This is a genomic window from Micromonospora sp. NPDC093243, from assembly GCF_044753725.1.
Taxonomy (GTDB): Bacteria; Actinomycetota; Actinomycetes; order Mycobacteriales; family Micromonosporaceae; genus Micromonospora.
Window position 1 is genome coordinate 1 of sequence record NZ_JBIVNT010000016.1, and the last position, 24,391, is coordinate 24,391.

General features: G+C 65.6%; 17 protein-coding genes and 3 pseudogenes. 11 read left to right on the forward strand and 9 right to left on the reverse strand.

The genetic code is table 11. From position 1 onward, the window contains the following. The first annotated feature begins 705 nt into the window (after positions 1-705). The 3 genes from ACIP9D_RS32270 to ACIP9D_RS32280 all read left to right on the forward strand — a co-directional run bounded on the left by ACIP9D_RS32270 (position 706) and on the right by ACIP9D_RS32280 (position 2,952). The gene (locus tag ACIP9D_RS32270; protein ID WP_350877445.1) at positions 706-975 is read left to right on the forward strand and encodes a hypothetical protein; all 270 of its coding nucleotides are present in this window, start codon (positions 706-708) and stop codon (positions 973-975) included. Between the two features lie 448 nt (positions 976-1,423). Further along, the gene (locus tag ACIP9D_RS32275) at positions 1,424-1,654 is read left to right on the forward strand and encodes a transposase family protein (protein ID WP_350877447.1); all 231 of its coding nucleotides are present in this window, start codon (positions 1,424-1,426) and stop codon (positions 1,652-1,654) included. A gap of 353 nt (positions 1,655-2,007) precedes the next feature. Further along, positions 2,008-2,952, forward strand: coding sequence for an alpha/beta hydrolase (locus ACIP9D_RS32280; protein WP_350877449.1), 945 nt, complete (start codon positions 2,008-2,010; stop codon positions 2,950-2,952). Positions 2,953-3,037: 85 nt separating this feature from the next. On the opposite strand, the gene ACIP9D_RS32285 is transcribed toward ACIP9D_RS32280, so the two are convergent. Next, positions 3,038-3,559, reverse strand: coding sequence for a hypothetical protein (locus ACIP9D_RS32285; RefSeq protein WP_350877466.1), 522 nt, complete (start codon positions 3,557-3,559; stop codon positions 3,038-3,040). A 107-nt stretch (positions 3,560-3,666) separates the two neighbouring features. On the opposite strand from ACIP9D_RS32285, the pseudogene ACIP9D_RS32290 reads away from it, so the two are divergent. Next, positions 3,667-4,827: pseudogene (locus tag ACIP9D_RS32290) on the forward strand (RNA polymerase sigma factor). A gap of 79 nt (positions 4,828-4,906) precedes the next feature. After that, positions 4,907-5,294 (forward strand): annotated as a pseudogene (locus ACIP9D_RS32295) (transposase); the annotation flags it as partial. Here ACIP9D_RS32295 and ACIP9D_RS32300 read toward each other — a convergent pair. Next, positions 5,289-5,409, reverse strand: a pseudogene (locus tag ACIP9D_RS32300) (IS5/IS1182 family transposase); the annotation flags it as partial. The pseudogenes ACIP9D_RS32295 and ACIP9D_RS32300 overlap by 6 nt on opposite strands. A 591-nt stretch (positions 5,410-6,000) precedes the next feature. On the opposite strand from ACIP9D_RS32300, the gene ACIP9D_RS32305 reads away from it, so the two are divergent. Then, entirely contained in the window at positions 6,001-7,533 is a 1,533-nt protein-coding gene (locus tag ACIP9D_RS32305) for an FG-GAP-like repeat-containing protein (protein WP_350877451.1), read from the forward strand. Between the two features lie 69 nt (positions 7,534-7,602). On the opposite strand, the gene ACIP9D_RS32310 is transcribed toward ACIP9D_RS32305, so the two are convergent. Continuing rightward, complete coding sequence (locus ACIP9D_RS32310) at positions 7,603-8,151, reverse strand: DDE-type integrase/transposase/recombinase (protein WP_350877452.1); 549 nt, start codon at positions 8,149-8,151, stop codon at positions 7,603-7,605. Between the two features lie 1,956 nt (positions 8,152-10,107). On the opposite strand from ACIP9D_RS32310, the gene ACIP9D_RS32315 reads away from it, so the two are divergent. After that, on the forward strand, positions 10,108-11,940 hold the full coding sequence (locus tag ACIP9D_RS32315; protein ID WP_350877454.1) for a BTAD domain-containing putative transcriptional regulator: 1,833 nt from the start codon (positions 10,108-10,110) through the stop codon (positions 11,938-11,940). 695 nt (positions 11,941-12,635) lie between these two features. Here the strand turns inward: ACIP9D_RS32315 and ACIP9D_RS32320 are convergent. Beyond that, complete coding sequence (locus ACIP9D_RS32320; RefSeq protein WP_350877456.1) at positions 12,636-13,136, reverse strand: hypothetical protein; 501 nt, start codon at positions 13,134-13,136, stop codon at positions 12,636-12,638. A 352-nt stretch (positions 13,137-13,488) separates the two neighbouring features. Here ACIP9D_RS32320 and ACIP9D_RS32325 point away from each other — a divergent pair, with 352 nt between their 5' ends. Then, positions 13,489-13,893: a transposase gene (locus tag ACIP9D_RS32325; protein ID WP_350877464.1), complete on the forward strand. Its 405-nt coding sequence runs from the start codon at positions 13,489-13,491 to the stop codon at positions 13,891-13,893. Continuing rightward, entirely contained in the window at positions 13,790-14,107 is a 318-nt protein-coding gene (locus ACIP9D_RS32330; RefSeq protein ID WP_350877468.1) for a hypothetical protein, read from the forward strand. The genes ACIP9D_RS32325 and ACIP9D_RS32330 overlap by 104 nt, the downstream gene beginning before the upstream one ends. Positions 14,108-14,131: 24 nt before the next feature. Here the strand turns inward: ACIP9D_RS32330 and ACIP9D_RS32335 are convergent, their stop codons facing one another. From ACIP9D_RS32335 to ACIP9D_RS32350, 4 genes are all read right to left on the reverse strand, one after another. Further along, entirely contained in the window at positions 14,132-15,070 is a 939-nt protein-coding gene (locus ACIP9D_RS32335) for an aminoglycoside phosphotransferase family protein (protein ID WP_350877458.1), read from the reverse strand. A 652-nt stretch (positions 15,071-15,722) separates the two neighbouring features. After that, positions 15,723-16,214 carry a hypothetical protein gene (locus ACIP9D_RS32340; protein WP_350877460.1) on the reverse strand — a complete coding sequence of 164 codons (492 nt, stop codon included), beginning with the start codon at positions 16,212-16,214 and terminating at the stop codon, positions 15,723-15,725. Positions 16,215-16,476: 262 nt separating this feature from the next. Further along, positions 16,477-16,950, reverse strand: coding sequence for a hypothetical protein (locus ACIP9D_RS32345; RefSeq protein WP_350877462.1), 474 nt, complete (start codon positions 16,948-16,950; stop codon positions 16,477-16,479). Positions 16,951-18,131: 1,181 nt separating this feature from the next. Further along, on the reverse strand, positions 18,132-19,157 hold the full coding sequence (locus ACIP9D_RS32350) for an NAD(P)H-dependent flavin oxidoreductase (protein ID WP_400451378.1): 1,026 nt from the start codon (positions 19,155-19,157) through the stop codon (positions 18,132-18,134). 479 nt (positions 19,158-19,636) lie between these two features. On the opposite strand from ACIP9D_RS32350, the gene ACIP9D_RS32355 reads away from it, so the two are divergent. Then, a complete protein-coding gene (locus ACIP9D_RS32355; RefSeq protein WP_350877546.1) occupies positions 19,637-20,305 on the forward strand; it encodes a flavin reductase family protein in 669 nt (222 codons plus the stop codon). 419 nt (positions 20,306-20,724) lie between these two features. On the opposite strand, the gene ACIP9D_RS32360 is transcribed toward ACIP9D_RS32355, so the two are convergent. Continuing rightward, complete coding sequence (locus ACIP9D_RS32360) at positions 20,725-21,591, reverse strand: PIG-L family deacetylase (protein WP_350877548.1); 867 nt, start codon at positions 21,589-21,591, stop codon at positions 20,725-20,727. Positions 21,592-23,101: 1,510 nt separating this feature from the next. Between ACIP9D_RS32360 and ACIP9D_RS32365 the strand changes: the two genes are divergently transcribed. Then, entirely contained in the window at positions 23,102-23,593 is a 492-nt protein-coding gene (locus ACIP9D_RS32365) for a hypothetical protein (protein WP_350877550.1), read from the forward strand. Positions 23,594-24,391: the final 798 nt, after the last annotated feature.

Sequence of the window (24,391 nt, forward strand, 5' to 3'; positions counted from 1 at the left end):
TACGACTACGGCGCCTCGACCAGCAAGCTGTGGGTGCTCCGTTCCACTGGTACTGGCTTTACGGCCCCCGCATCGTGGTGGGACTCCGGCAGCGGAAAGTGGAACTGGTCTAGCAGCAAGGTCAACTAGGCGCGGCGCAACCAGGACTCACGGCACCAGTTTCAGCGACATGCGACACCGTAATTCTGGGCGGCCCGGCGATCTGTCTGGCCGCCCAGAATCGTTAACTGCCGCTGACGCGCCTAGCGCCGTGCGAGAGTTCCGCTCGCAGGACAATTGATTTGAAGGATTGATTTCTGGATGCGATGGTGATCGCGGAGAGCTCCTCCCGGAAACTCAACCGCTGGACGGCGAGCCGCACATGAACAACAAACGGACGAAGGTGGTTTTATGTGGAAATCGTTGAGAGATCGGGCGGGACTCTCCGAGTCGGCTTCGCTCGCCGACGTTGTGGAGGCCGTGCGTGCCATCCCGTACGGGCGGCCCTCAGAGCGCAGCGCTCAGGGCGCCCTCGCCGAATGGCGAGGTACGTGCTCGACGAAGCATTCACTGTTGGCCGCCGTCTTGACCGAACGATGGCCGAGTACGATGCCGCAGCTAGTCCACCGCGTCTATGTATGTACACCTGAAGACGCCGCTGCCAGATTCGGCCCGGTTGCAGCCGCGGCGGTTCCCAACAACGGCTTGTGGGACGTGCATCGGTACATGACGATCGAGCTGAACGGGACGCGAGTCATCATCGATATCACGTTTCCCTCCAATCAGCGCTGGGACGGAGCATGTTCGATGGCCGTCGCTTGTGGAAACGGTACCGACTACGTGGCCAACTCTGATCCCGATGCGGAGAAGCGTGCTCTGGAGAACGCCTACTGCGACCGTCGCGTCCGCGAGCCCTTTATCGCTGCGCTCGGGATATCGGAAATGAGGACTGGCGACTCGACGGGCCGCGTCCCGGGTAGTGGTCGTAGTCGATGACAGGAGGTTGCCGACTACCGGAGCCTGCGCCGATTGGGTTTGGTCCCGGTCCTCGCGCGTGGTCCCGTGTTCCTGGATTCAAGGGTGGGAAACGCTTTGTGCGGGCGTGGCAGCGCGACTTAGTTGGCACGTATTGCACGCGGAACCGAAAAGCGCGGATCCGTACCGATCTGGCGAGCCCTGGGGCAAGCTGAGTGAAAGGATGCGGGATCGGACCTGGCTGCGGTGTAGGCGCACGACGACGGCACTATCCGTGCAATGATCCCTTATCAATGTGATCAAGGGCGGTTGTGCTGACCGGCGAGACCAGCGTGTCGTTACTCCAGATACAACGAAGCTCGCGGGCAGTCGACCAAGAACGGCCGCCCAGCGGGAGCTTCGTTGCTGACCCGTCCTGCCAGTATCCCGCTGTCCACACGCAGCGTGACCAGCCTGACCGGGCTGATTCGTGACCGTCACCGCATCCTTGGGGCCGCTGGCGCCGCAGCCCGCGCAGCAGCAGGCGCTGATGGCCTTGGCTCACCTGCCTAACGGTGACACCCTCGCCCGCCTCGCGGCCAGCCTCGACATGTCGGTCACCGCCACGTGGCGATACCTACGCCACGCCGTCGACCTGCTTCTCGCCCCGCCCACCGACAACCTCGCCGCCGCGATGCGTCGGGCCGCACGACTGGCCTAGGGAAGCGCAGGTAGACCTGACCGCATGCTCGGCCGGGTCCCGGGCCGCCACTAACGCCGGATGCGGCCGCCAGCGCTGGCGCCTACACACAACGCGATGGGGGCCGTCATCTCCGCCCGTTCGAATCACCCACCACACAATGACAACGCTCCGCTGCACAAAGCGAGGCTCCGGTCGCCGACTGCCAACGCAGCGGATGTCCAGGGTCGTGTCGTTGATCGGCAGCCAAGTGCCCTTGGGCTCAGCGGTTAGGACGTTGCGGCGACCGGCCGGCCGGTCGGCTGGTGAAGTAGCATGAACGGTGGTGCCAGCCGGGGCCGCGATGACAGACGCAGGTGAGAGGGGAGACAAAGATGGCTCTTCACGAGCAGGTACGGGCGCTGCGCGAGCAACGGCTCGCTGATGGCTGCGTTCCGATCTATATGCTCTCGGTAGATGAGGCTCGCGCCGCTGACCTCGCCGAGGTCAAGCAGGCCGGCAGCTCACCGGAACCGGTAGAACAGGTCTTCAATTTTCTGATCCCCGGCGTTGCCGGCCGGATCCCGATAAGGGTGTACCTGCCACGGTCCGCAGGCGGGCCGCACCCCGTTTTGATGTACTTCTTCGGCGGTGGCTGGGTACTCGGCACGCTCGAGACCTCTGACCGTGTCTGCCGCGCACTAACCAACGCCACCGGCTGCGCCACGGTAGCGGTTGGATACCGCCTAGCACCTGAACACCGGTTCCCAGCGGCGATCGACGACTGCTACGCCGCGCTGCGATGGATCGCCGATTTCGGCGTCGTCATCGGCCTAGATATGGACCGAATCGCCGTCGCTGGCGACAGCGCCGGCGGCAACCTGGCCGCCGCCTCAACTCTCCGGTCCCGCGACGAAGGGGGGCCCAAGCTTGCCGCGCAAGTCCTGATCTATCCGAACACCGACCGTTTCTCGGACACACCATCCATGCATGACAACACCGATCCCGCCTTCTTCAATAACAGGTCAGTGGAGTGGTACTGGAACCACTATCTGAGCTCTCCAGTCGACGCCGACAGCCCCCTGGTCTCGCCGCTGCGCGCCAGCGACCTAAGCGGCCTTCCGCCAGCGCTGATCATCACTGCCGAGCACGACCCGCTGCGCGACCAAGGCGAGCAGTATGCCGCTCGACTGCAGCGCGCAGCCGTCGACGTGGAGCTCACCAGATATAACGGAATGATCCACGGCTTCTTTACAATGACCGGCATCCTCGACGACGCCCGCGCCGCCACCAACCAGGTGGCGCAGTTCATCCGGCGGCGACTCACCGACCGAGGCTAACGACCTCGTGCATGGTTGTCTGCTGCCATGGGAGGTGCCCTGGCTGGGGTACGGAGTCACATGGCGGCGGCGGTGGGGAACGTATTCAATCGGTCATCGCGACACTGGGTTGTTGGAGCGATCGTAGGTATTTGTCGAGAACTTCGGCGGGAGTCTTCCAGCCGAGAGCTCGAGCGCTCATCGGCGGGCCGACGGTGCGGCCCTGTTCGAGGCGGTGCTCCCGGAGGTTCCTGAAGCTCATGTCGGACAGGGCCCGCGGCGGCCGCGGCGCAGCAGCGTACGAACATCGTCGAAGAAAACTCAGCGGGGCGTGTCGAATCGAGGCGGCGGCGTTCGTAGCAGGGGTGACAGGCCGGTCCGACGGGGCGGCCACACCACAGGAGATGATCTCGATGAGGCAGCACCTGATATCCGTACTCGACGACACCGCCGGCTTGGCCACCGCAGAGGAGCAGGCCTCAATCGACGCCTTCAAGGAGCAACTCCAGTCCGACGGCCACTGGATCTTCGGCGGCGGCCTCGCGTCGCCCATCCCGGCCACCGTCGTCGAGAGCCGGGATGGGGAGGCGGTGTTCACCGGCGGGCCTATGTGGAGCCGAACGAGCACATGGCCGCCTTCTGGATCATCGAGTCCCCCCACCTCGACGTGGCGCTCCGGATCGCCGCCCTGGTGTCGAAGCACTGCAACCGGAGGGTCGACTCCGGCCGGTCCTGATGACCGACGTCGGCGAGGTGATCACCCGGGTCCACCGGAAGGAGTGGGCGCGGGTGGTCGCGACCCTGGCCAGGCGCCTCGGGAACCTCGACATCGCCGAGGAGATGGCCGTCGAGGCGTTCGCGACCGCCGTCGAGCGCACGGCCATCGATCCGCTCCGGCGCGAGGTCAGGTGCGAGTAGAAGCCCAGGGAGGCGCTGATGCTGTCCGACACCCCTGAGCCGCTCGGCGCCATCGACGACGACCGGCTCCGCCTCGTATTCACCTGCTGTCACCCCGCTCTCGCCATGGAGGCACGGATCGCGCTGACCCTGCGGATGGTCGGCGGGCTCACCGTGCCCGAGATCGCCCGCGCGTTCCTAGTCGAGGAGACCACCGTGGACCGGCGGATCACCCGCGCGAAGGCGGAGATCAAGGCAGCCAAGATCCCCTATGGCGTGCCGTTACATCCGGACCTACCGGCCCGGGTCGCCGGGGTGCTCGCCGTCCTCTACCTGATCTTCAACGAGGGCTACCTGGCCTCGGACCCCGAGAAGGAGCCGGTCCGCGGCGACCTGACCGCCGAGGCGATCCGGCTGACCCGGCTGGTCCATGCCCTGATGCCGACGGACGGCGAGGTCGCCGGACTCCTCGCGCTGATGCTCCTGACGGAGGCCCGCCGGGCCGCGCGGGTGTCGGCGAACGGTGAGCTTGTCACCCTCGGCGAGCAGGACCGCGGCGCCTGGGACCGCGAACTGATCGCCGAGGGCCACGCCCTGGTCCGTGCGCGCCTCGCCTCCGGCCAGGCACCTGGGTGTTACCAGATCCTCGCCGCGATCAACGCCGTCCACACCGACGCCCCCGACGTTCGTGACACCGACTGGTCGCAAGTCGTCGCACTCTACAACCAGCTGGTCCGCCTCGACCCCTCGCCGATCGTGCGGCTAAACCGGGCGATCGCAGTCGCCGAGCTCGACGGCCCGGAGGTCGCGCTGGCGGAGGTGAACGGCCTGCCGCTGGAGGACTACCACGCCTACCACGCCACCCGTGCCGACCTGCTGCGCCGGCTCGGCCGAAGCAAGGAGTCCCGGGCAGCGTACGACCGGGCCATCGGGCTGGCCGGCAACACCGCCGAGACGAAATACCTCACCCGTCGCCGCGACCAGCTGGTCAGCCCGTGAACCGCGCTACCCCGGTCACCGGCTTAGTACTGCAACGGCCGTTGTGGATGTGGTGTGGTGCTGATGTCTGTTCGTGGTCGTGGCAGAGGTCGATGCGTGGGCGGTGGAGTTGGATCGGTTGCACGCGCGGATCGCGGGGCTGGTTCCGGCGGGCCGAGCCGCGGGCTCGGGCGCGGCAGTACCTGTGCGGGCTGGCCGCTGGGCTGCACCGCAAGAACGGCTGGACCCTCGCGGAGCGGGCGGGTGAGGTGTCACCGGACGGCATGCGCCGGCTGCTGCGATGGGCCGACTGGGACCTCGAGGCGGTCCGCGACGACGTGCGGGACTACCTGCTCGAGCACCTCGGCGGCCCGCAAGGGTGCGGATCGTCGACGACACTTGATTCCTGAAGAAGGCCACGAGGTCGGCCGGGGGAAGGGCACGGGCTGATCGACCAGCAGTTGTACCTGCCTACGGCATGGGCAGCGCTCGATGAAGTTGCGCTTCGTGTGGATCGCCTTTGTCGAAGGCTGGTGGTCGTCCGCCGTTACTGCCCTTGGGGGCACGGCGGGCGACCTGGTCTGGGCGTTCGGGAATGACGTTGCCTGAGTCCTTAGAGCGAAGGGCTCGCTCCCCTCGTTCCCACCCGCGCCCGCCAGTAGGGGATGTCGGCCCCGCAACGATCTGCCGGCTCATAATGAGGGCGACCCTGTCGCTGGCGGGTCAGCCTCATCGTCAGCGTGCCGGCGGTCCGTTGATATGAGTTCCGCTACTCGTTTGTGCGTCGCCCTTGTGAGCGGCGCGCGTGGCAGCCGCCACCGTGCGGCGAGACGCCAACCAGGCCTTGGAACAGACCGCGCCCTCGGGTAGTCCCTGCTCCGCAGTGCCGCTGCACAGCCTGCAAACACGAGGTTTGGATTTGTCAAGGCGCAGTTAAGGATCGCTACCGGGTTTGCCCGCGAAAGTCTCCCCAACAGCCGGCCGACAACCGCATCACAGGACTCATCCCGGAACGAGGAGAAGGGCTTGGCCCACGGTGTTCTGCGCAGACCTATCGCCTCATCCACCCCAGTCGACTCCTTGTCGTCCGGGGCATGCGGTGCCGTCGCTAAGACATCTAGAGTGCAAGGAGTACCCGTGCAAAGAACCTTCCGTCGCTTACTCTCCCGCAGATCAGCGGTCACTGTCAGCGCCGTGGCGGTGGTCGCCAACGGTCTGGTGGGCCTGTCGCCCCCTACCGCCCACGCCTCGTCGATCGACGGACCTATCAGCCGCAGCGAGATCCTCGCCCGCGCCCAAAACTGGACGGATCGGAAAATTGTATACTCCATAGCGGGCCCCTGGGCCTCAGACATGGACGGCGACAAGACATACCGGCGGGACTGCTCTGGTCTGGTATCGATGGCCTGGCATCTGAACACCAGCTATGTCACCGACGATTTTCTGGGCAGCAACTCCCGTTGGAGCACACTGTCCAGCATCGACGACTTCCAACCGGGTGACGCAATGGTACGCCGCGGTCACATAGAACTATTCGCATACTGGAAGGACTTGAGCGACCACACCGAGGGCGCCTACGTCTACTCCTTCAACACCGACGGCGAGACCGTACAGAACCCGACAATACGGACCAACCGCGGCAATCTTGGCTTCAACAACGTGACCGACCTTCGCACGTACAAGCCGATCCGCAGGACCGGCACCTCTAACGGTCGCTACGAGGAGCACCCGTATTTCCAGATGGCTCCAGCGTTGGCCCACGACGACGGTGATGCCACCATGACCATCCACCGCTGGCAGTCCGGTGGGTCATCGTTCTCCCATACCACCGACTACAAGGGTGAGGGAGCGTTCTCCTTGTCCAACGTGGGCGACCGGGTGGCGGCCGGTGACGTCGATGGTGACGGCACCGATGACATCGTGATGGCATACCAGCTGGCCGACGGCACGTTCGGCTTCTACGTCTTCGACGCCGGCCTCACCAGCCGGGGCCGCTGGTACACCTCCGGACCTTTCAACCTCGACACCGTCGCTGGCCGCCTGGTGGTGGCCGACTTTACCGGCGATGGCAAGGCCGAACCGGCCCTGGTGCACGACGACGGCGACGGCACGATGACCATCTACCGATGGAAGTCCACCGGTAGCGGTTTCAGCCGTACCACCGACTACAAGGGCGGAGGTGCCTTCACGGTGTCCAACGTGGGCGACCGGGTGGCAGCCGGTGACGTCGATGGTGACGGCACCGATGACATCGTGATGGCATACCAGCTGGCCGACGGCACCTTCGGCTTCTACGTCTTCGACGCCGGGCTCACGAGCCGGGGCAGCTGGTCTACCTCGGGCAGTTACAACCTCGACACTGTCGCCGGCCGCCTTGTGGTCGGCGACTTCGCCGGCGACGGCAAGGCCGAACCGGCCCTGGTGCGCGACGACGGCGACGCCACCATGACCATTCATCGCTGGGTTTCCAATGGAAGCAGTTTCAGCCGTACCACCGACTACAAGGGCGGGGCTGCCTTCACGGTGTCCCGCGTCGGAAACCGGGTGGCCGCCGGTGACGTCGACGGTGACGGCACCGATGACATCGTGATGGCATACCAGCTGGCCGACGGCACCTTCGGCTTCTACGTCTTCGACGCCGGCCTCACCAGCCGGGGCCGCTGGTACACCTCCGGGCCTTACAACCTCGATCCCGTCGCCGGCCGGCTGGTCCTCGGCAACTGGTGATCCGGCAGCATGTCCGGAGGGTTAGGGATCGCCGAGCATACGGCGACCCCTAACCCTCCGGAGCTCACATCAGTTGGGCCCTACGTGGACGTCCTCGGCGGCCGAGGTCTCAATCCCTCGATTCGCGGCGGATCCCGTTATGCGGCTTGGGCCTTTGGCGGCCGCGCCGTTGATCGCTCTATTCGATGGGTGGGAGCCCGCCGCAGACGGAGTGTCGGCGTCGGTGTTTGTAGAAGTCGGTGATCCAGCTGGCAATCTTGGCCCAGGCCCCGGTGCGGGTGCGGAACTGGCAGAGCGCACGTACTCGACCTTGAGGGTGGAGTAGGTGGCCGCCGCGACGGCGTTTCGAAGCACGAGCCGACCCGACCCATCGACGAGCGCACCCGCCACCGTGCGCAGGTCGGCTGAGCAGTATTCGCTGCCACGGTCGCTGTGGAAGATCGCCCCAACCACGTCGCCGCCGCAGGTGATCGCGGCCACGTTCAGCGCAGCGACGAGCAGGCCAGCGTCGTGATGCTTGACCATCGCGTAGCCGAGCATCCGCTGGGAGTACAGGTCAACGACGGTGGCCAGATAGAGCTTGCCTCGCCGGTGACGATCTCGGTCATGTCCCCGCACCAGGCGATATCGGGTGCCAGCGCGGTGAACTTGCTCTGGATCAAATCTGGGACGGCCGGCCGCTTACCCGGCCAGGCCAGGCCCCGGCGGCAACGAGTTGGCCCGGGCGACCGGCCCAAGCTCGGACATGATCAGCGCGACCATACGGTGGGCACCCGCCACCCCTAATCGCGAAACTGGTCACCGCCGCGCGGGCTGTCATAGATGCCGCCTGAATCGAAGACCTGCCGGACCGGGGCGGTCATAGTTCTGCGCTGCTTTCTCGCACGATCCGAACCGCGCCCTCACGGGAACTCCGGATCGAACGACCGTTCTCCTCGATCATGAACCTCTATTGCGCGGTTCTGGCCCCAAAGCTACGGGGGAAGCGGCACGCGCGCCAGAAGCGCTCAGTTGATCGGCGCCACCATTGGCCAACCCCTCCTGCCTTCGGATTGCCTCCATGCAACGTCAGTAACCAGACATACGCGGTGCGATGGCGGCAGCCGCGCCAAGATCGTTGGCTCGCGGTTGCGCCGATTAGTTGGATCGGGGTCTGTGGCGTTCATCCTGAGGGCACGAAGTACCGCGACATCGCCTGTTCCGTCGATCTGGCGCATTTGCCCAAGACGAGCATTATCGGATAGGTGGGACATTTGCCTACCGCACCCCGATGACCGGAACGGGCGGTGAACTCTCACGCCGCGGTCGCCGCCCAGACGCGGAAAGTCTCATCGTCGCAGGACCTCCGGCCCGCCGAACGAAACGGCCCCGCGGCTCAGGGTAGATCTCTCCGTAAACGCCCCCGACTTCCCGAAGGGCACCCTCCACGACACATGGCAACATGACCACGGGGCACGGATGAACATGCCCGCCGCCTCGCACAACCCCCCACGCACCCCAGCAGGTCGGCCACGGGGAGCGAGCTGCGTTGTCCCAGCCACCCGGCCGTGCTAATCTCACCGCCACCTTCTGACCGACCGGCCGGTCGGTAACGTTTGGCTAACGACAACGCCTGCCACAGATGATCGTAGTTTGCTTCTCGGTGTTGATGGGGCAGGTCGCCTCGACCCCGCCAGCGTCACAGCCTCTGGGATCTGAGGCCCGCTAGGTCCATCCTTCTAGTGTGAAGGAGTACAAATGCCCTTCCCTACGGTTTCTGGGGCCGAGACAACGGCACGCCGCTACGGCGGCGGCGGCGATGCCTTGGCCGCGACGATCGTCGACCGAGCAGTAACCGAGGATGAGGTCCGCACGGTCGCCCTGCAGTTAGCCAAAGCTCCAACCGGCATGGCCGACAAAACGCTTAGGACGGCCAAAGCCCGCCTACACGCAACAGCGCTCGACACTCTGCGAGGTCGAGAAATGCCCTGAGCTGAGCCATGATCGGGCACGAGCAACGTGATGACCGGTGCCTGGAATGGCGAGCGGCCTCAGCCGCACTGGGAAGGGCAACGATGAGTACGAATAAGACGCCTACCATCGATGGACAGACCGACCCGACGGACGCGCTACTCGCGGCCTACCAGCGATATCTCAACTCCTTCATTGATGCGGAATCCCGCCCTCGACGCCGTGATCTCCTATCCGCTGACGCACATCGACGAGGACAACGTCCAGATACACCAACTGGTTCCGATCAGCCCGGCAGTATTGAGACGCACCAAGGCGTGGCATACGACCGTGAACGCGCGCGCATCGAGATCATGGCACTGTCGCCCCTCAAGACGCACTTCCCACTCCGGCCGACCCAGTGGCTGACGACAGGTCGGTCATCAAGGTGGTGTCTGCCTTTTACGCGTTCAAGCCGAACACCGATGGATGCAAACTGTATGCCATTTTCGACGTGGTCAACGCTGCGACCGACTGAGCCGCCAAATCGGAGCGAGGGATGCCGTGGAGCTACGCATACTTGGTGATCTACAAGTCCTGACAGACGGCAGACCGTTGGAGCTGGGTCCGCCGAAGCAACGGCTCGTGTTCGCCGCTCTCGCCATCGACATGGGGCGAAACGTGCCGATCCAGGCCCTGGTCGACCGGGTCTGGGACGACGCGCCGCCAAGCGACGCCCGTGGCGTCCTCTACACCTACCTCACCCGAATCCGCCGGATCCTCGCCGCGGCGCAGCCCGCGACAGCAACGCCCGTCACCGTGAGCCGCGGCCACGCCGGCTACCTTCTGACTGCCGACCCGAACCAAGTCGACCTGTACCAGCTGCGCTGCCTCGCCGAGCAGGCGCGGGCTCTGCCCGCCGACCATCCGGACCGTGCCGCGTTGCTACGCGAGGCGATCGACCTGTGGCGTGGCGATCCGCTCAACGGATTGCCCGGTGGTTGGGCGGAGCGGGCACGGGAAGGATTGCGCAGGCATCTGGTCCAGGTGCTCCTCGACTGGGCCGACAGCGAGGTGCGGCAGGGTCACGCTGGAAAGGTCGCTGACCGCCTCGCGGAAGCGCTAAACCGCAGCCCGCTCAGCGAGCCGCTCGTGCTGAGCCGGATGCAGGCGCTGTTCGTCAGCGGCCGCCGGGCGGAAGCGGTCGAGCTCTACGCGCGGACGCGGACGCTGCTCGCCGAAGAGTTGGGCGTCGACCCTGGCGCCGAACTCCAGGAGCTGCACCGGGAGATCCTCAAAGGCCACTCGCGCCTACCTGTCATGCCGGCCGCCCGCGCCGAGACGACCGCGTTCCCCCGTTCCGAGCCGCCCTCCAGTCCGGAGCCAACGCGCCCGACGCGAGTGGAGACCCCAGGCTGCCAGCTTCCAGCCGATCTGCCAGACCACGTCGGCTGCGAACCGGAGATATCCGGCGCGCTCAGTGTGCTGCAGCCAGCCGCCCGGCACCTCGAGGACACGGCGGGGCCTGTTGTCATCCTGTCCGGCCCGGGCGGCGCGGGAAAGACCGCGCTGAGCGTACGGCTCGCCTACCTGCTGCGTCTGTCCTATCCAGACGGACAGATCTTCGTCAGCCTCAACAACCGTGACGGCGACTCCAACGAGGCGCTGGACCGGGTACTGCGGGCCCTAGGTGTGACCAACCTCCATCAGTTTCGCACGATGGAGGACAAGCTCGGCCAGTACCGCTCCCTGCTCGTTGGACGCCGCATCCTGATCGTTGTCGACTCAGCGGTGAGCGCCGAGGAAGTCCGACGGCTGGTCCCCGGTGGACCGGGCTGCGCACTGATCGTCTCCAGCCGCGCGTCACTCACCACCATCCCTGGTGCCAAGCACGTCGAGGTACCCTTGCTGACCAGGGCCGACTCGAAGACGCTACTGGAGCGCATCGTCGGTGCCGAACGGATTGTGGCCGAGCCGGAGGCGGTGGCCAGTCTGATTGAGATGTGCGCGGGGCTGCCGCTGGCCCTACGCATCGTCGGCGCCCGGATCGCGGCCCGCCCGCACCGGCCGATCGCCCGCCTCGCCGACCGGATGCGGGACCAACGGGGCCGACTTGACGAAATGGCCGCAGACGGCCTGGCCGTGCGCGCCAGTGTCGCGGTCAGCTACCAGACGCTCGATCCGCCGGCCCGGCGGGCGTTTTGCCTGCTGGGTTTCATTGGAGCAACCGACGTCTCTGCCTGGCTGGCAGCCGAACTGCTCGACGACAGCCTCGACACGGTCGAGGAGTTGCTGGAGCAGTTGGCCGATGCCCGACTGGTGACCGCCCGGCCCGAGCCGACGAGCCAAGTGCTCCGCTATCAAATGCACGACCTCGTCCGCCTGTTCGCCCACGAGCGGGCAGAGCACGAGCAGTCGGAGAGTGCGCTGCGCGCGGCCGCGGCCCGAGCGCTGATGGCTGCATCGGAACTGGTGTAAACCGGCTGGCTCGGCGCCTCCTGTACCGGTGCCACCGCTCGACGAGCAGGCCACGCTGCTGGCCGGCCGTGAGCCGGCCGTACGCGCCGCCGGCCATGCCCGGGCTTGCCGGAGACGCCGAAGCGCCGCGCCCGATCGCGGCCGTGGAGCGCGCCACCAATCTGGATCTGGACATCGCCGCTTGCGCACTGGCCGGCGCTCCGGTCTTCGCGTCTTCCGTTCGCAACGACTTGCTCGGCTGTAGCCGTACCCATACAGCGACAGTCGGGGGGGCTAGGCCAGCAACACCGCCGGTCAGGTGGTTATCGAATGTGGCAACGCGCTGCTGTGCCACATGGAAGGCCGGTTTGCGGACGCGGAGCGAAGCTTCTACAGCGCTGTGCTCCTGTTCGACGGCCCTGTATGAGCCCGGCGCGCGGTGAGGCTCGCCAGCACCGCCCCATGCCGCCTGCCGAGCCGATTCCGGCCACTGTCTGCCTTGGTGGGCAGCGGCCGGAGAATCGCCAGTCGGAGGCGGCGGCTGTGCCCCCGAAGCCGCTACGGGCGGTTCCCTTCGGTACGGCTCGAATCATCATTCGGTGCCACGGCTCGCTAGACGATCAGGAGGCCTGACGGTACCCGTGATGGACGGTGGCGATACGAGGTTTCGCCATGCTGGGAGGTTGCAGCCGGCGCGGGTGCCGCGAAGCGGCCCATCACACGAGTCCCTCGCAAACCATGCGAATTTGCTTGCTCAACCCGGGATCCCCGCAGTCGGTGCCGGCCGAGGCGCGCCCTACGACCTGCCAGACGCTGTTGTCTGAGCGGAGGAATACCTGGCTGCCATCGGATGTCTCCGCTTGTCCGGGGGCGATGGCAAGGAGGCGGGCGAAGCCGTTCCGGCAGGCGAGCACCTCGACCTGTGCCACGGCTTCCGCATTCAGGGCAGCGTCGGTCGCCGCCAGCAGCGTGGTAGATCGGCAAGCGGGGTCGGTGTCCGTTGCCGGCGGGAGCGCCGCCGGCCGGGCCGACTGGGTCGCGGGCGGTGACGGTCGTGCCTGCTCATTGACCGCCTCGGTTGTCATAGGAGACGCCTCGCCGCTATGGGCGCTCGGTGGTGTGGCGTCTTCGGCCGGTCCGCTGTCCCCGCATCCTGTGGCCGCGAGTACAAGGCTAGAGATCACGGCCAGCAGGACGCCGGTGCGTCGGATCGTCATGATCGTCTCCCTCATGCATGCCCCGACCAGAAAGCCGCCGGTGCGTCGGGCCGACGGTAGGGGGTCAACCTCCCGGAAACCTCAACGAAAACTGGAAGCGCATGTAGGCCGTGCTCGGGGTGCGATCGGCGGCGGACAACGCCGAGGACGGCCTGGCCTCGGTGGCCCCCGCATCCGCACCCCCACCGGGGGCGATGCCCGGCGACCTCGTATCGCGCGCCGAAGCTGGGGAGACCTGATGTGATGAAGGAGCGGGGCCTCCGCTCCTCGTGACCTCCCGGCGGGATGCTGGGAGTGCTCACGTCTACGACGAAGGAGGCCCCTGGTGGAAGGGTATGCGGGACAGCAGTTCGTGGGTATCGACCTACACCGGCGCCGCTCGGTGATCGTGCGGATGACGGAGTCGGGTGAGGTGCTGGAGAGCGTGCGGATCGTCAATGACGCCGACCGGTTGACCGAGGCGGTCGCCCGAGCCGGGCAGGCGCGGGAGGTGGTGGTGGAAGCCACCTATGGCTGGTACTGGGCGGTGGATGCGTTGCAGGCGGCCGGCGCGAGGGTGCACCTGGCACACCCGTTGGGAGTCAAGGCGTTCGAGTACCGCCGGGTGAAAAACGACGTCCGCGACGCCCATCGACCTGGCGGATCTGCTGCGGATGGGTCGCCTCGCCCAGGGGTGGATCGCACCGCCGGGCACGCGGGAGTTGCGGGAGCTGGTCCGCCACCGCGCCAAGCTGGTCGCCGTGCGCAGCCTGTGTAAGGCCGAGGTGCACGCCGTGCTGGCCAAATGCGGCGTGCAGGTACCGATGACCGACCTGTTCGGGGTGGCCGGCATCGCGCTACTGGACGGCGGCGGCCGACTGCGCAGGGATGCCGTGGAAACGCTGCGTGACTTCCGGCGGAAACTCCGTCAACTCAACCTCCTAGGATCGCGTCTAGTACTCCAGGCGGGGATTGTGATGATGGCTCGGTGAGGGCGTGCCGGGCGTAGTGGCTGTTCATGGCTGGGGCGCGGTGACGGCGCCGGCCGTGTATTCGGAGAAGATCTCGCCGAGGACGCGCAGCGCGTTGGCGGCTGACTCGTCGGCGTCGCCCAGGGTGTAGGAGCAGCTGACGAGCGTTTTCCAGAGCGCCCATCCGCGCCCGCGCGCCCATGTCGCCTCATCGACGAAGAGCCGCTTTCGGAACGCCTGCCGGCCGTCGGCGGTCAGCAGTGTCCAGGCGATCGCCAGGTCACAAGCTGGATCGCCGACGCCGCACGTCCCGAAGTCGATGATGGCTGCCAACTCGCCGTCGTTGAGCAGGAGATTCCCCTCGGCGACGTCACCGTGGAACCAGCTCTCTACACCGTCCCAGCGTGCGTCCAGTGCGCTCTGCCAGATTTCGCGAGCCAGATCGACGTCGACGTGGCCGTCGAGTGCCGTGAGCGCGCGCTGGGCTCGCCCCTCGTAGGTGCGCAGCGTGCCGCCCCGGAACCAGTTGTGCAGTCCGGGGCGGGGGCCGCCAGTGGTATCGACGCTCTGCAAGGCGGCCAGAAACCCGGCCAGGTCGAGCGCGAACCGGACGGGGTCGGCGATCTGGTCCGCGCTCGCAGGCTCGCCGTCGAGCCATGGGTAGACCGACCACGAGTAGGGGTAACCCGCGCCGGGTTCGCCTTTCGCCAGTGGGGTGGGGATCGGCAGCGGTAGCCGGGGGGCTAGCGCCGGAAGCCACCGGTGTTCCTTGTCGACCGCCAAGGCGTACTCGGATGCGCTGGGTAAACGCACCGACATCCGCGAGCCGAGATGGAAGGTCCAGTTGTCCCAGCCACCGTTGGCTACGGGCTGAACCGAGAGGCCGACCCACTGAGGGAACTGGTCGGCAACAAGCCGACGCACCTGATCGGCGTCGACGGTAATGCGTTGGGGCGCGGGACCGAGATGCGGTGTGTTGCTCACTGAGACATCCTCGTCTGGCAAAGGGAATTGGAAGTCTGGGACCAGAACGACAGTTCGCCGCCGGAGCAAGCCCTATAGATGCTCCAGCCGGGATGTTGACCTTGGCTGAGCTGCGGGTTGAGGTGCTGCAGAAACCATCGGAGGCAGCCGCCGTCGACCATGGACGGTTGTGTGGGCCGGACTGAACATGGCCAGCGATGGCTGCCGGACCAGGGTGGATGCCCAGCGGGGCGGGTGTTGTTCGCCGACCTGATGCTGACGGCCGAGCAAGGTTTCCGCGGGCCTGAGCGCCGTGCCTGGGTGCGTGCCTTCGCTCGGGAGTTTGCTGGCGCCGTTGTCGCGCAAGAACTGCTAGACCTCTGCTGAGTATGCCGGGGATGCCGGCCCGGACAAGATGCAGGACCGGCTGACCCGGGTGCGGTGGGACGACGCCGCAGTCCGCGCAGACATCCGTGAGCTGACCCGCACGACCAGCGGGAGGCCTGCCGCCAGTTCGCCACGGAACCGCTGCAGGAGCCGCTCCGGCCCGCTCCCGCCCGTCTCGCCCTTCTCCGGCATGGCCACAACCTATCGTGGGCGCGGGCGGTGGGTTAGTAAGTAGTGAACCCTCTGCTCCGCACGGGTTCACTACTTACTAACATCCGCTGTCGAATTAGGAGATCCTCACCACCGGACCGTAAAGGTTTTTGTAATTGGGATCGTTCGCGAGGCCATACACGGACTCGCCGCGACTTCCGGTCTGGGTCGGCGCGAAGCACACGACCCTGACCCAGGCGGTAAGCCTCCCGGCACACACCCGCGAGGCCTCGGAAGAACCCATCCGGACATTCCAAACCTGAGCGGAGTAGTAATCCGATTTCTTAGGCACGAAAATTAACGCACCCTGAAATGATTTACCATTGACAATGACGCAGACCTGCTCATAGAAGTCGGCTGTATCAAAGGTGAGGCTGCAGGTCCAGTTTGGGGTGGTGCTACTGTATGCATACCAGTCGACGAACTCGGTGTAGCCGGCAGCGTTGCGATCCCCCGAAGCGTACGGCGCGCCCGCCGAGGCATTCGCTACACCGGCGCCACCGACCGCTACGCTTACCGTAGTTAGGATCGCGAGCGCGGCAACTCCCATGCGTGCACGCAAACTCATTCTGATACCTCCTCCATCAGTTTGGTACACATTCGTAGGTTTGTTGTCGTTGATGACCTCTGGCGGCGGCGCAACTAGCCGACTCCATGCGAGATTGCCAACAGCCGTGAGCAGGGAATCAAGTTGATCGGCAGTAACCGAGGGAGGACGCGAACATGATCGACTTCCGTGCCGCATTCTCGGACTTTCATGCCGGCGGAATTCCAACTCGGCGAACCCCTGCGGAGCAAAGGTTCACTACTTCAGGGCATCTGCTGTCGGATTAGGAGATCCTCACCGAGGGACCATAAAGATCTTGGTAAGAGTCGTCGTTCGCATGGCTGTATACGGAATCGCCGCGATTTGCGGTCCGCGTTGGCGCAAAGCACACGACCCTGACCCAGGCGGTAAGCCAGCCGGCACACACCCGCGAGCCGTCGGCAACACCGTTTCGGACATTGGTAACCTGGGCGGTGCGGTCATCGGAAATCTTAGGCACGAAAATCAAGGCGCTCTGATAGGACTTACCATTGACAATGGTGCAGACCTGCTCATAGAAGCCGATCCTATCCACGGTGGCGCCGCAATGCCAGGTCGAGTCAGTGCCACGGTACGTATACCAGTCGACATATTCGACGTAACTGGCAGCGCTGCGATCCCCCGACGCGTGTGGTGTGCCGGCCGAGGCGTTCGCTACACCGGCGCCGCCGACCGTCATGCTTACGGTAGTTAAAATCGCGAGTGCGGCAATTCCCATGCGTGCACACAAACTCATTCTGATACCTCCTCCATCAGTTGGTACACATTCGTAGGTTTATTGTCGTTGATGACCTCTGGCGGTGGCGCTGCTAGCCGATGCCATGCGAGATTGCCAACAGCAGCGAGAGGGGAGTCGATGTGATCGACAGTAGTCGCGGGGGGGGGGGGGGGCCCGGGAGCGCGATCGAACTCCGCGCCGCACTCGCTGAGTCCCATTCCGGCAGAATTCCGACTTGCGCATCCGACGGGGGTTCTGCGGCAGGGAAACTCCGCCCATCGGAGTCCATTGCCCTGCCGCGCGCCCTCCTCCTCGGCCTTCCTGGGGTCCTATCCGGCCACCCAGGCTGGATGCCGGCCGCAGAAGTCGTCTTAGCCGCAAGCGAACTGCCCGTAGTGCGATGGCCACACTCAACCCCGACTGACCTGCCGACAGGCCGACCGGTCGGTCGGCGGGACCGATCGTAACATCGTGATGATGCCCTAACAAGTGAGATCAGGCGGCAGCCCAAGCGCCCGCACCATCGCCCGCGTGCACGGCTTCGCCACCTAGCGCTGTCAAGCCGCACACCAATGGCGCGGCAGCGCGGGCGGGCGGGCGGATGATCCACAGGAAGGCTCTTCACCCATAGGCAGGGCCGCCGGCGAACGGGTGGTGGCCAGTGCGATCTAGTTCATCCGCGCCGTGCGAGCTGCTTCAAGTTCGGCCGGGGCGCCCCTCGATGACCAGGCAGCGCTCTGGTGGGGGCCTCGCAGCAGGTTAGCCACACTAAGGCAGCAGTCCGGGCCTGGTTTCCAAGGGTGATCTAAGTGCTGTCCCCAAGGACCGGGGGGATTCAGGTAGGCCGCTTGCTCGCAGTCGTTTCCGCACGCTGGGGGCTCGGCCCGGAGGTGACCACACTCCCCCTGGTTTCGGGTGACCTTCAGCAAGGTCGGGGCGTCGGGGTACACCAGGAAGGCGACGCCTTCGCCTGCCATCAAGTCGCGTACCAGTCGGTATTCAGCTTCGGTGTCGAGTTGTGGAGCAACGATTGCGATAATGTCGATCGGCCTGCGGCCGTGGGTATGAGTCCAGACGATCTTCGGGTCGAAGCTGTGGTGCAGTGCCCAGCGCTCCCAGATGCAGCGATATGCGGAGTCGGATTCGACCAGTACCCGTCGACGTCGAACAGCACGACCAGGTTACGGAGCCCCGTCCGCCGTTTGGGTCGTCCGGCGCATCTGCTCGATGGCGTTGACGGCCTGGGCCGTGAGTTCGTGGATGAGTCGGCCCGCTGGTCGGACTGCCCGGATGAGCTCGACCGATTGGCCGGCGTAGAGGGCCATGTCCGCCAAGTCGCCGGTCATGCCGGGTAGCGGGATTAGATCCTCGTACCGGTAATGGGCCTGGCCTGTGCTGTCGAAGGCTACGACGTCGCCTTCGTCCGGACGCCCTGGCGCTGGAGGTGAACCGGCTCGTTCCCACCGCTGCAGGGTCAGATTCCGCAATGCGCGGTGTGCGGCGTCGGGCCATCCGCCGTCGAAGCAGTGTGTGTGGACGGCGTCCTCGGCGGTGGCATCGACGAGGCGTTGCCGATACAGCTGGTGGGTGAAAGCTTCCGTGGTCGCCAGGAAACGCGTGCCCATCCACGCGCCCTGTGCGCCCAGGGCCAAGACGGCAGCGAGGCCGCGGCCGTCGCCGATGCCGCCGGCAGCCATGACCGGAATCGGGCCCACCGCGTCGACAATGGCCGGCACCAGAACCATCGTGGCAGTCGTGCCGCGAACATGGCCGCCGGCCTCCCAACCCTGCGCCACGATGATATCGACGCCGCAGTCGACGGCGTGCACAGCCTCCCTCACGCTGCCGACGGTATGCATATGAAGCGCGCCGGCGTCACGGATCCAGTGGCTAACGGGCTCTGGATCACCCCAGAAGGTAGATATGACCGGTACAGCCTCCTCCAGGCACACCGCCAACGTGTCAATGATGGGAAAGTCCAGCACCAGATTCACCCCGAACGACCGCGAAGTCCGCTGCCGAACGTGGCGGATGCCGAGGCGCGCGCGTTCGGGACTCTGCCAGGTCGACGCCAACATGCCGAGCCCACCGGCTTCGGCCACCGCCGCGGCCAGTTCAGGCGCTGCCGCGGAGCCTATCGGCGCCTGCACCACCGGCACGTCGATGCCCAGCCGTTCGCACAATGGGGTACGCAACCTGGACGTCATGCACGCCTGACCCTTCCTGCAAACCGAATCACTTCCGAGGAGGCACTGTATCGGAGAACGCACCAGGAGCACTCCATGACCCATTGAACTCTTTAACCTCCGAGGGTCCTCTGGGGACCCTGTCTGGTCACGGAAACAGCCGAGCCGAGCCTGCCGGGCCGTACGATGCAGGCGGCCCCGCACTGCCCCTATTGCTCGGGATGGGCACTGTGCTGGTACTCGCCATACTGGTCCTGGGTGTAATCGCGATCCTGGTCTGTCGCCGGTCGCGGCTAGACGGACTGTGAGTCTGGCGGTGTCAGCTCGGCAGTGGTGCGGCAGGCATGCGGTGCTGAGCTGGGCGATTCGGCCGGCGAATTCTTCAGTAGGTCCCTCCTCAAGCGGAATCCCCAAGCATTACGTCTCTGTGAGCATCGGCCCGTCCCGCCGCAGAAACGCTTCGGTGATCACCGAATGATCCCGCCGGTACCGTCATAAGCATGATCATCGCCCCGAAAGTCCTCTACTTCGGCACCCCGGTCGTGCTGCTTTCCACCGAGAACGACGACGCTAGCGCCAACCTCGCCCCGATGTCCTCTGCATGGGCGCTGGGCCAGACGGTGGTCCTAGGGCTTGGCCCGGACGGCCACACCGCACACAACTTGCGTTCCCGCCCTGACCTGGTCATCAACGTGCCTGGGCCTGAGTTATGGGCGGCTGTGGAACGCATCGCCGCGATGACCGGCTCCGATCCAGTGCCCGAGCACAAACAGTCCACGTACTCGCACGAACGCGACAAGTTTGGCAAAGCTGGCCTGACACCGGTGCCGTCCGTGCGCGTACGCCCGCCGCGTGCGGCCGAATGCCCCCTACAGCTGGAAGCCCGTGTCGCGCACATGGCGCTCGACGCGGACGGCGAGTTCCTCATCGCTCAGGCCACCGTGGTAACCGTGCACGCCGACCCGGACATCATCGTGCCCAACACCAGCTACATCGATCCGCGGCGGTGGAGTCCGCTGATCTACAACTTCCGGCACTACTTCGGCCTGGGCGAGCAACTGGGCCATAATTTCCGTTCGGAGACTAAGCCACTGTCGGCCGCCGATCCGTTGATATCGGACAGTAATCGACAGGGCGTGAGGCGCTCGGTAGACCAGTTCTCACCATGAGGTCCTTCGCCACGGTGAGGACACTACGGGACCGCCTATCGTGCCATGATCGTATCCAGGGAACTGGTGGCTCATGTGGCGGCCGCTACGCAGCGAGCGCCGCAGGCGGGGTACGCGGCGGCGGACCCACAAGCTCAGCGGCGGCAAACACGGGCGCTCCGGATCTAGCCGAGCCGAACAGATCGGCTGGTTCCGCAGCACCGCCAGGTCAGCGTTGGTGCGTCATCGTGACCGGTGGCGACTTGCGGGAAGGTGGGAATTCGACCCCACGGACTTTCGCTGGAAGGGTGATTCAGCCGGCGACTCGATAGTCGTCGCAGTCGACGGAACGAGCAGTCCGGCGAGTTATCTATTGCCAGATCGACGATGATTCCTGCCTTGGGTCGAGTTGGCGCCGCCGGCCGCGGCGGCAGCATCTATCAGTGATGCATCAGGCTGCGGGGGTTTGCTTCCAGAGCGGCGAAGTAGGTGGGAACGCTGTGCCACCCGATCGCGAACGAGCCGCGCGCCGGAGACCAGGCGCCGTAGGCACGGATCGCGTTCCGCACGCGCTGTGTGATCTCGGCGTTGGCCGCTGCGTCCCACGTTTCGGCGACCTGGTCGAGTCGCGGGTCAGACCAGTAGGCGGGCAAAATGTAGTGCCGGAGGTCGGAGAATCGCGCCGGATAGGAGGCGGCTAGCGCTCGCGCGGCCAGGGCGCTAGCAATATGGTCCGGATGGTCGTCGATGACATGTGAGTGCGTCTTGATCCGCACCGGCCTGCCGGGCGCGATCCGATCGGCTACCGAGAGGAGCGCCCTTTGGACATCCGCCTGATTGATGGCCCCGTCCTCTAGACGGGCTTCGTGCAACGTGAGCGTTCCCGACGTGCCAGCGGCAAGGCTGTTCACGGCTACCATGCCCTCGGCGATCCGCGCCGCGCCGAACTCATCCACGCTGAGCGCCGTGTATCCCTCAGCGGTTGGGACATGCGGCACACCCCACCACGGCGACGTGGTCGCGCCGTTGATCAGGGCGCGCGCGTTGGAGCGCGTTCCCCGCGACAGCCACAACACGTGCACGTCCTGCCCGAGGGCGAGATGCTCCGCCAGGGCAACACCTATGCCGAGGATCTCGTCGTCAGGGTGGGCCACAGCGAAGAGAGCGGGCGAGGCATCGGCAGCCTGCGCGGGCGCGCCGAGCAAGCCGGTCGCGGCAATACCGGCCGTCGCACCAAGGACTTGCCGTCGGGAAACAATCGTCACCACAAACTCCCACGCTAGATCGATATTGGCGAGCGAAGCCATGCGTCGCTGCGTCCCTGGACCGGCGGATCCGGCTGCCCCGCGAATGCTTCTGCAATCGCCGACCGACCGGCCGGTCTAGTTGTTCGATCGAACGTAGCATCCTGGCCATTCTCAGACAAGAGAGATCAATCGTCGAAGTGCGCCCTGGCGGCGGGTCCCGATCGCCGTCTCCAACGCGTCGAGCACCACGCCGGTCGTCATGCTGGTGGCGGCCCCGCCAGCCCAGGATGCGGCGGGAGTAGGCGTCGATGACGAAGGAGGCACTTCCCAGGGGAACAGCGATGTGTCCTCGCAGCGAACGCGACACAGGCCATGCCGGTCCAGGTGGCCTCGTAGGTGAAGTCAGCGACCCACAACCGGTTGGGCCGGTGGTTGGAGAACCGGCGCTGCACCTGCCCGCCGCCGGGTCCGGGCGGTCAACCGGGCCTGCTGCCCAGTCCTGCCAGACCGGATCCAGATCGACTACGAGCTCGGCGATGACCTCCACCGACAAGAGGTCACACGATGCTGAGACACCACAGTGGACCAAGCCAGTCGAAGATCATCCCACCAAGCACCCCCAACCATGCACGAGGCGGTAATGGCTGTCTCCTAACTGGTTGAAGGCGCTGCCTGCGGCCGCGTTGATGGTCAGGAGGTAAGGGCAATGTTGGGCAGGTAGGCGACGCCGATAGCGCAGTGTCGGTTAGTCGTCGACGCCTGTACTCACAGCGAGGAAGATGTCAGCCCTACCGCCGTGCTGATCGATGACATCGTGCTTTAGCGATAGCACTCGGTGCGCGCGATCGTTCGTGTGCCGGCCCCTCGCACGCGGCGTTCGTTGACGCCCGCGCGGGAAGCGTCCCCTGGGCACGGATTCTTCACCGGTAAGCTCACCAACTGCGGGCATGGCACCACCGCCGCATAGACGGTCCTATTACACCCTCGCGGGACCAAGGATCAACGCGCACGGCAGCGGACCGGCGGCCGCGCCTTCTACCGCCCGCGATCCAGCGCGATGTTGGCATCGAGGTCCGCTTAGACCATGGCACGGTGGAGCTTCAGGGTTGCGTGGCCGCAGGACTCGGTACTAGGTGGCGAAACCCTGCACGTGGGCGATGGCTGCGCGTGCTTCGCCTGCCGGCCAATCTACTTGTTTGGGCATCATCACGATGTTACGCTCGCGTCGCCGACCGACCGGTCGGCCTGTTGGGTATAGGAGGTTAATCGGGGGGCATGGCCATCGGCATTTGCGGGCAGTTCGCTTGCGGCCTACGCGACGGGCATGGGCGGAGTTGCCGTGCCGCGGCGCCCCTGTCGGGCGCGCCGCTGGCATCCCACTCCCGGGGTGCGGCGCAGAAGTCGATCGCGTTCCCGGGCGCCCCCACTCGGTTACCGCCGATCACATCGGTTCCCCCTCTCGCGGCGGTTGGCGATCTCACGTGGAGCCGGTTAGTGGTGCCGTGGCTGGAGGGATGTCTACGACAGCAAGCCCAGGAATGTGTACTGACTGACGGAGGAGGTATCTAAAATGAGTTTGCGTGCACGCATGGGAATTGCCGCACTCGCGATTTTAACTACCGTAAGCATGACGGTCGGCGGTGCCGGTGTAGCGAACGCCTCGGCCGGCACATCGCACGCGCCGGGGGATCCCAGCGCTGCCAGTTACGAGGTAGTGCCCTGGTACACGTTCGAGAGAACTAACTCGACCTGGCATTGCGGCGCCACCGTGGATAGGCCCGCCTTCTATGAGCAGGTCTGCACCATCGTCAACGGTAAATCCTATCAGAGCGCGTTGATTTTTGTGCCCAAGGTCTCGGCTGAATGGACGGCCGAGGTAATCAATGTCCGAAACGGGACTGCCGACGGCAGGCGGATTTGTGCCGGCGGCACGCTTACCGCATGGGTCAGGATCGTGTGCTTTGCGCCGACGCGGACCGCAAAGAGCGGCGAGTATGTATACAGCTACGCGTTCGATCCCTCTTTCGCGGACCTTTATGGTCCCGTGATGAGGATTTCCTAGTTCGGCAGCAGATGCGTTAATAGGTGGTGAACCCTGCGGGAGTAGAGGGTTCACCACCTATTAACGCATCTGCCCGCGACCGCGATAGGTTGTGGCCATGCCGGGAAATACGAAACGGGCCGGAGCGGCTGGCGCAGTGGGTCCATGATGAACTGGCAGCAGCGGGCCTCACTCTGGTCGTGTGTGGTCTCGCCCCCGAGCTGCCCATGGGCACGGAATTCCGCATTGACAGGTGGAATGAACGCGTCCACGACGAGAAACCCGAGGTCGCGGTAAGCTGAGCAGTGGACCCTCAACTCCACATAGGCACGCTGGATCGCGGCATACCGACCAACCCACCGATGCGCCAGCCTAGAGACACCAAATCGCGATGGCCGCAGGTAAAATCGCGATCCTAAGGGACGCCTCGTAACTCACTGAAGGTTTTGCCCGCCCGGGCTGATGGTTCAGCCGTCGAGGATAACCACGGCACTCCGTGACAGGACGAATGCCGGCTGCCCGAGGGCGCCTCGCCATTCGCGGGGTGACCACAGGGCCGTGCGCACGCCCGCGACCGCATCTGCCCATCACCCGCGCCGACAGTGCTGCCGCCATGCGTCAGACGCTGCGGATTCCGGCCCGAGCGGAGTAGGTCGTTGCTGACGAACGCGCCCGCCTCCGCGAGACCCGGGATCGGCGGCAGATACGGCTCGGTGGCTGTATCGAGGCATTTTCATCGTGGTGGCGCTGGTCACGGCAGGTGCAAGGAAGGCCGTGTCGACAGGACGAGGCTCCCGGTAAGACAGCGGTCGACCAAGA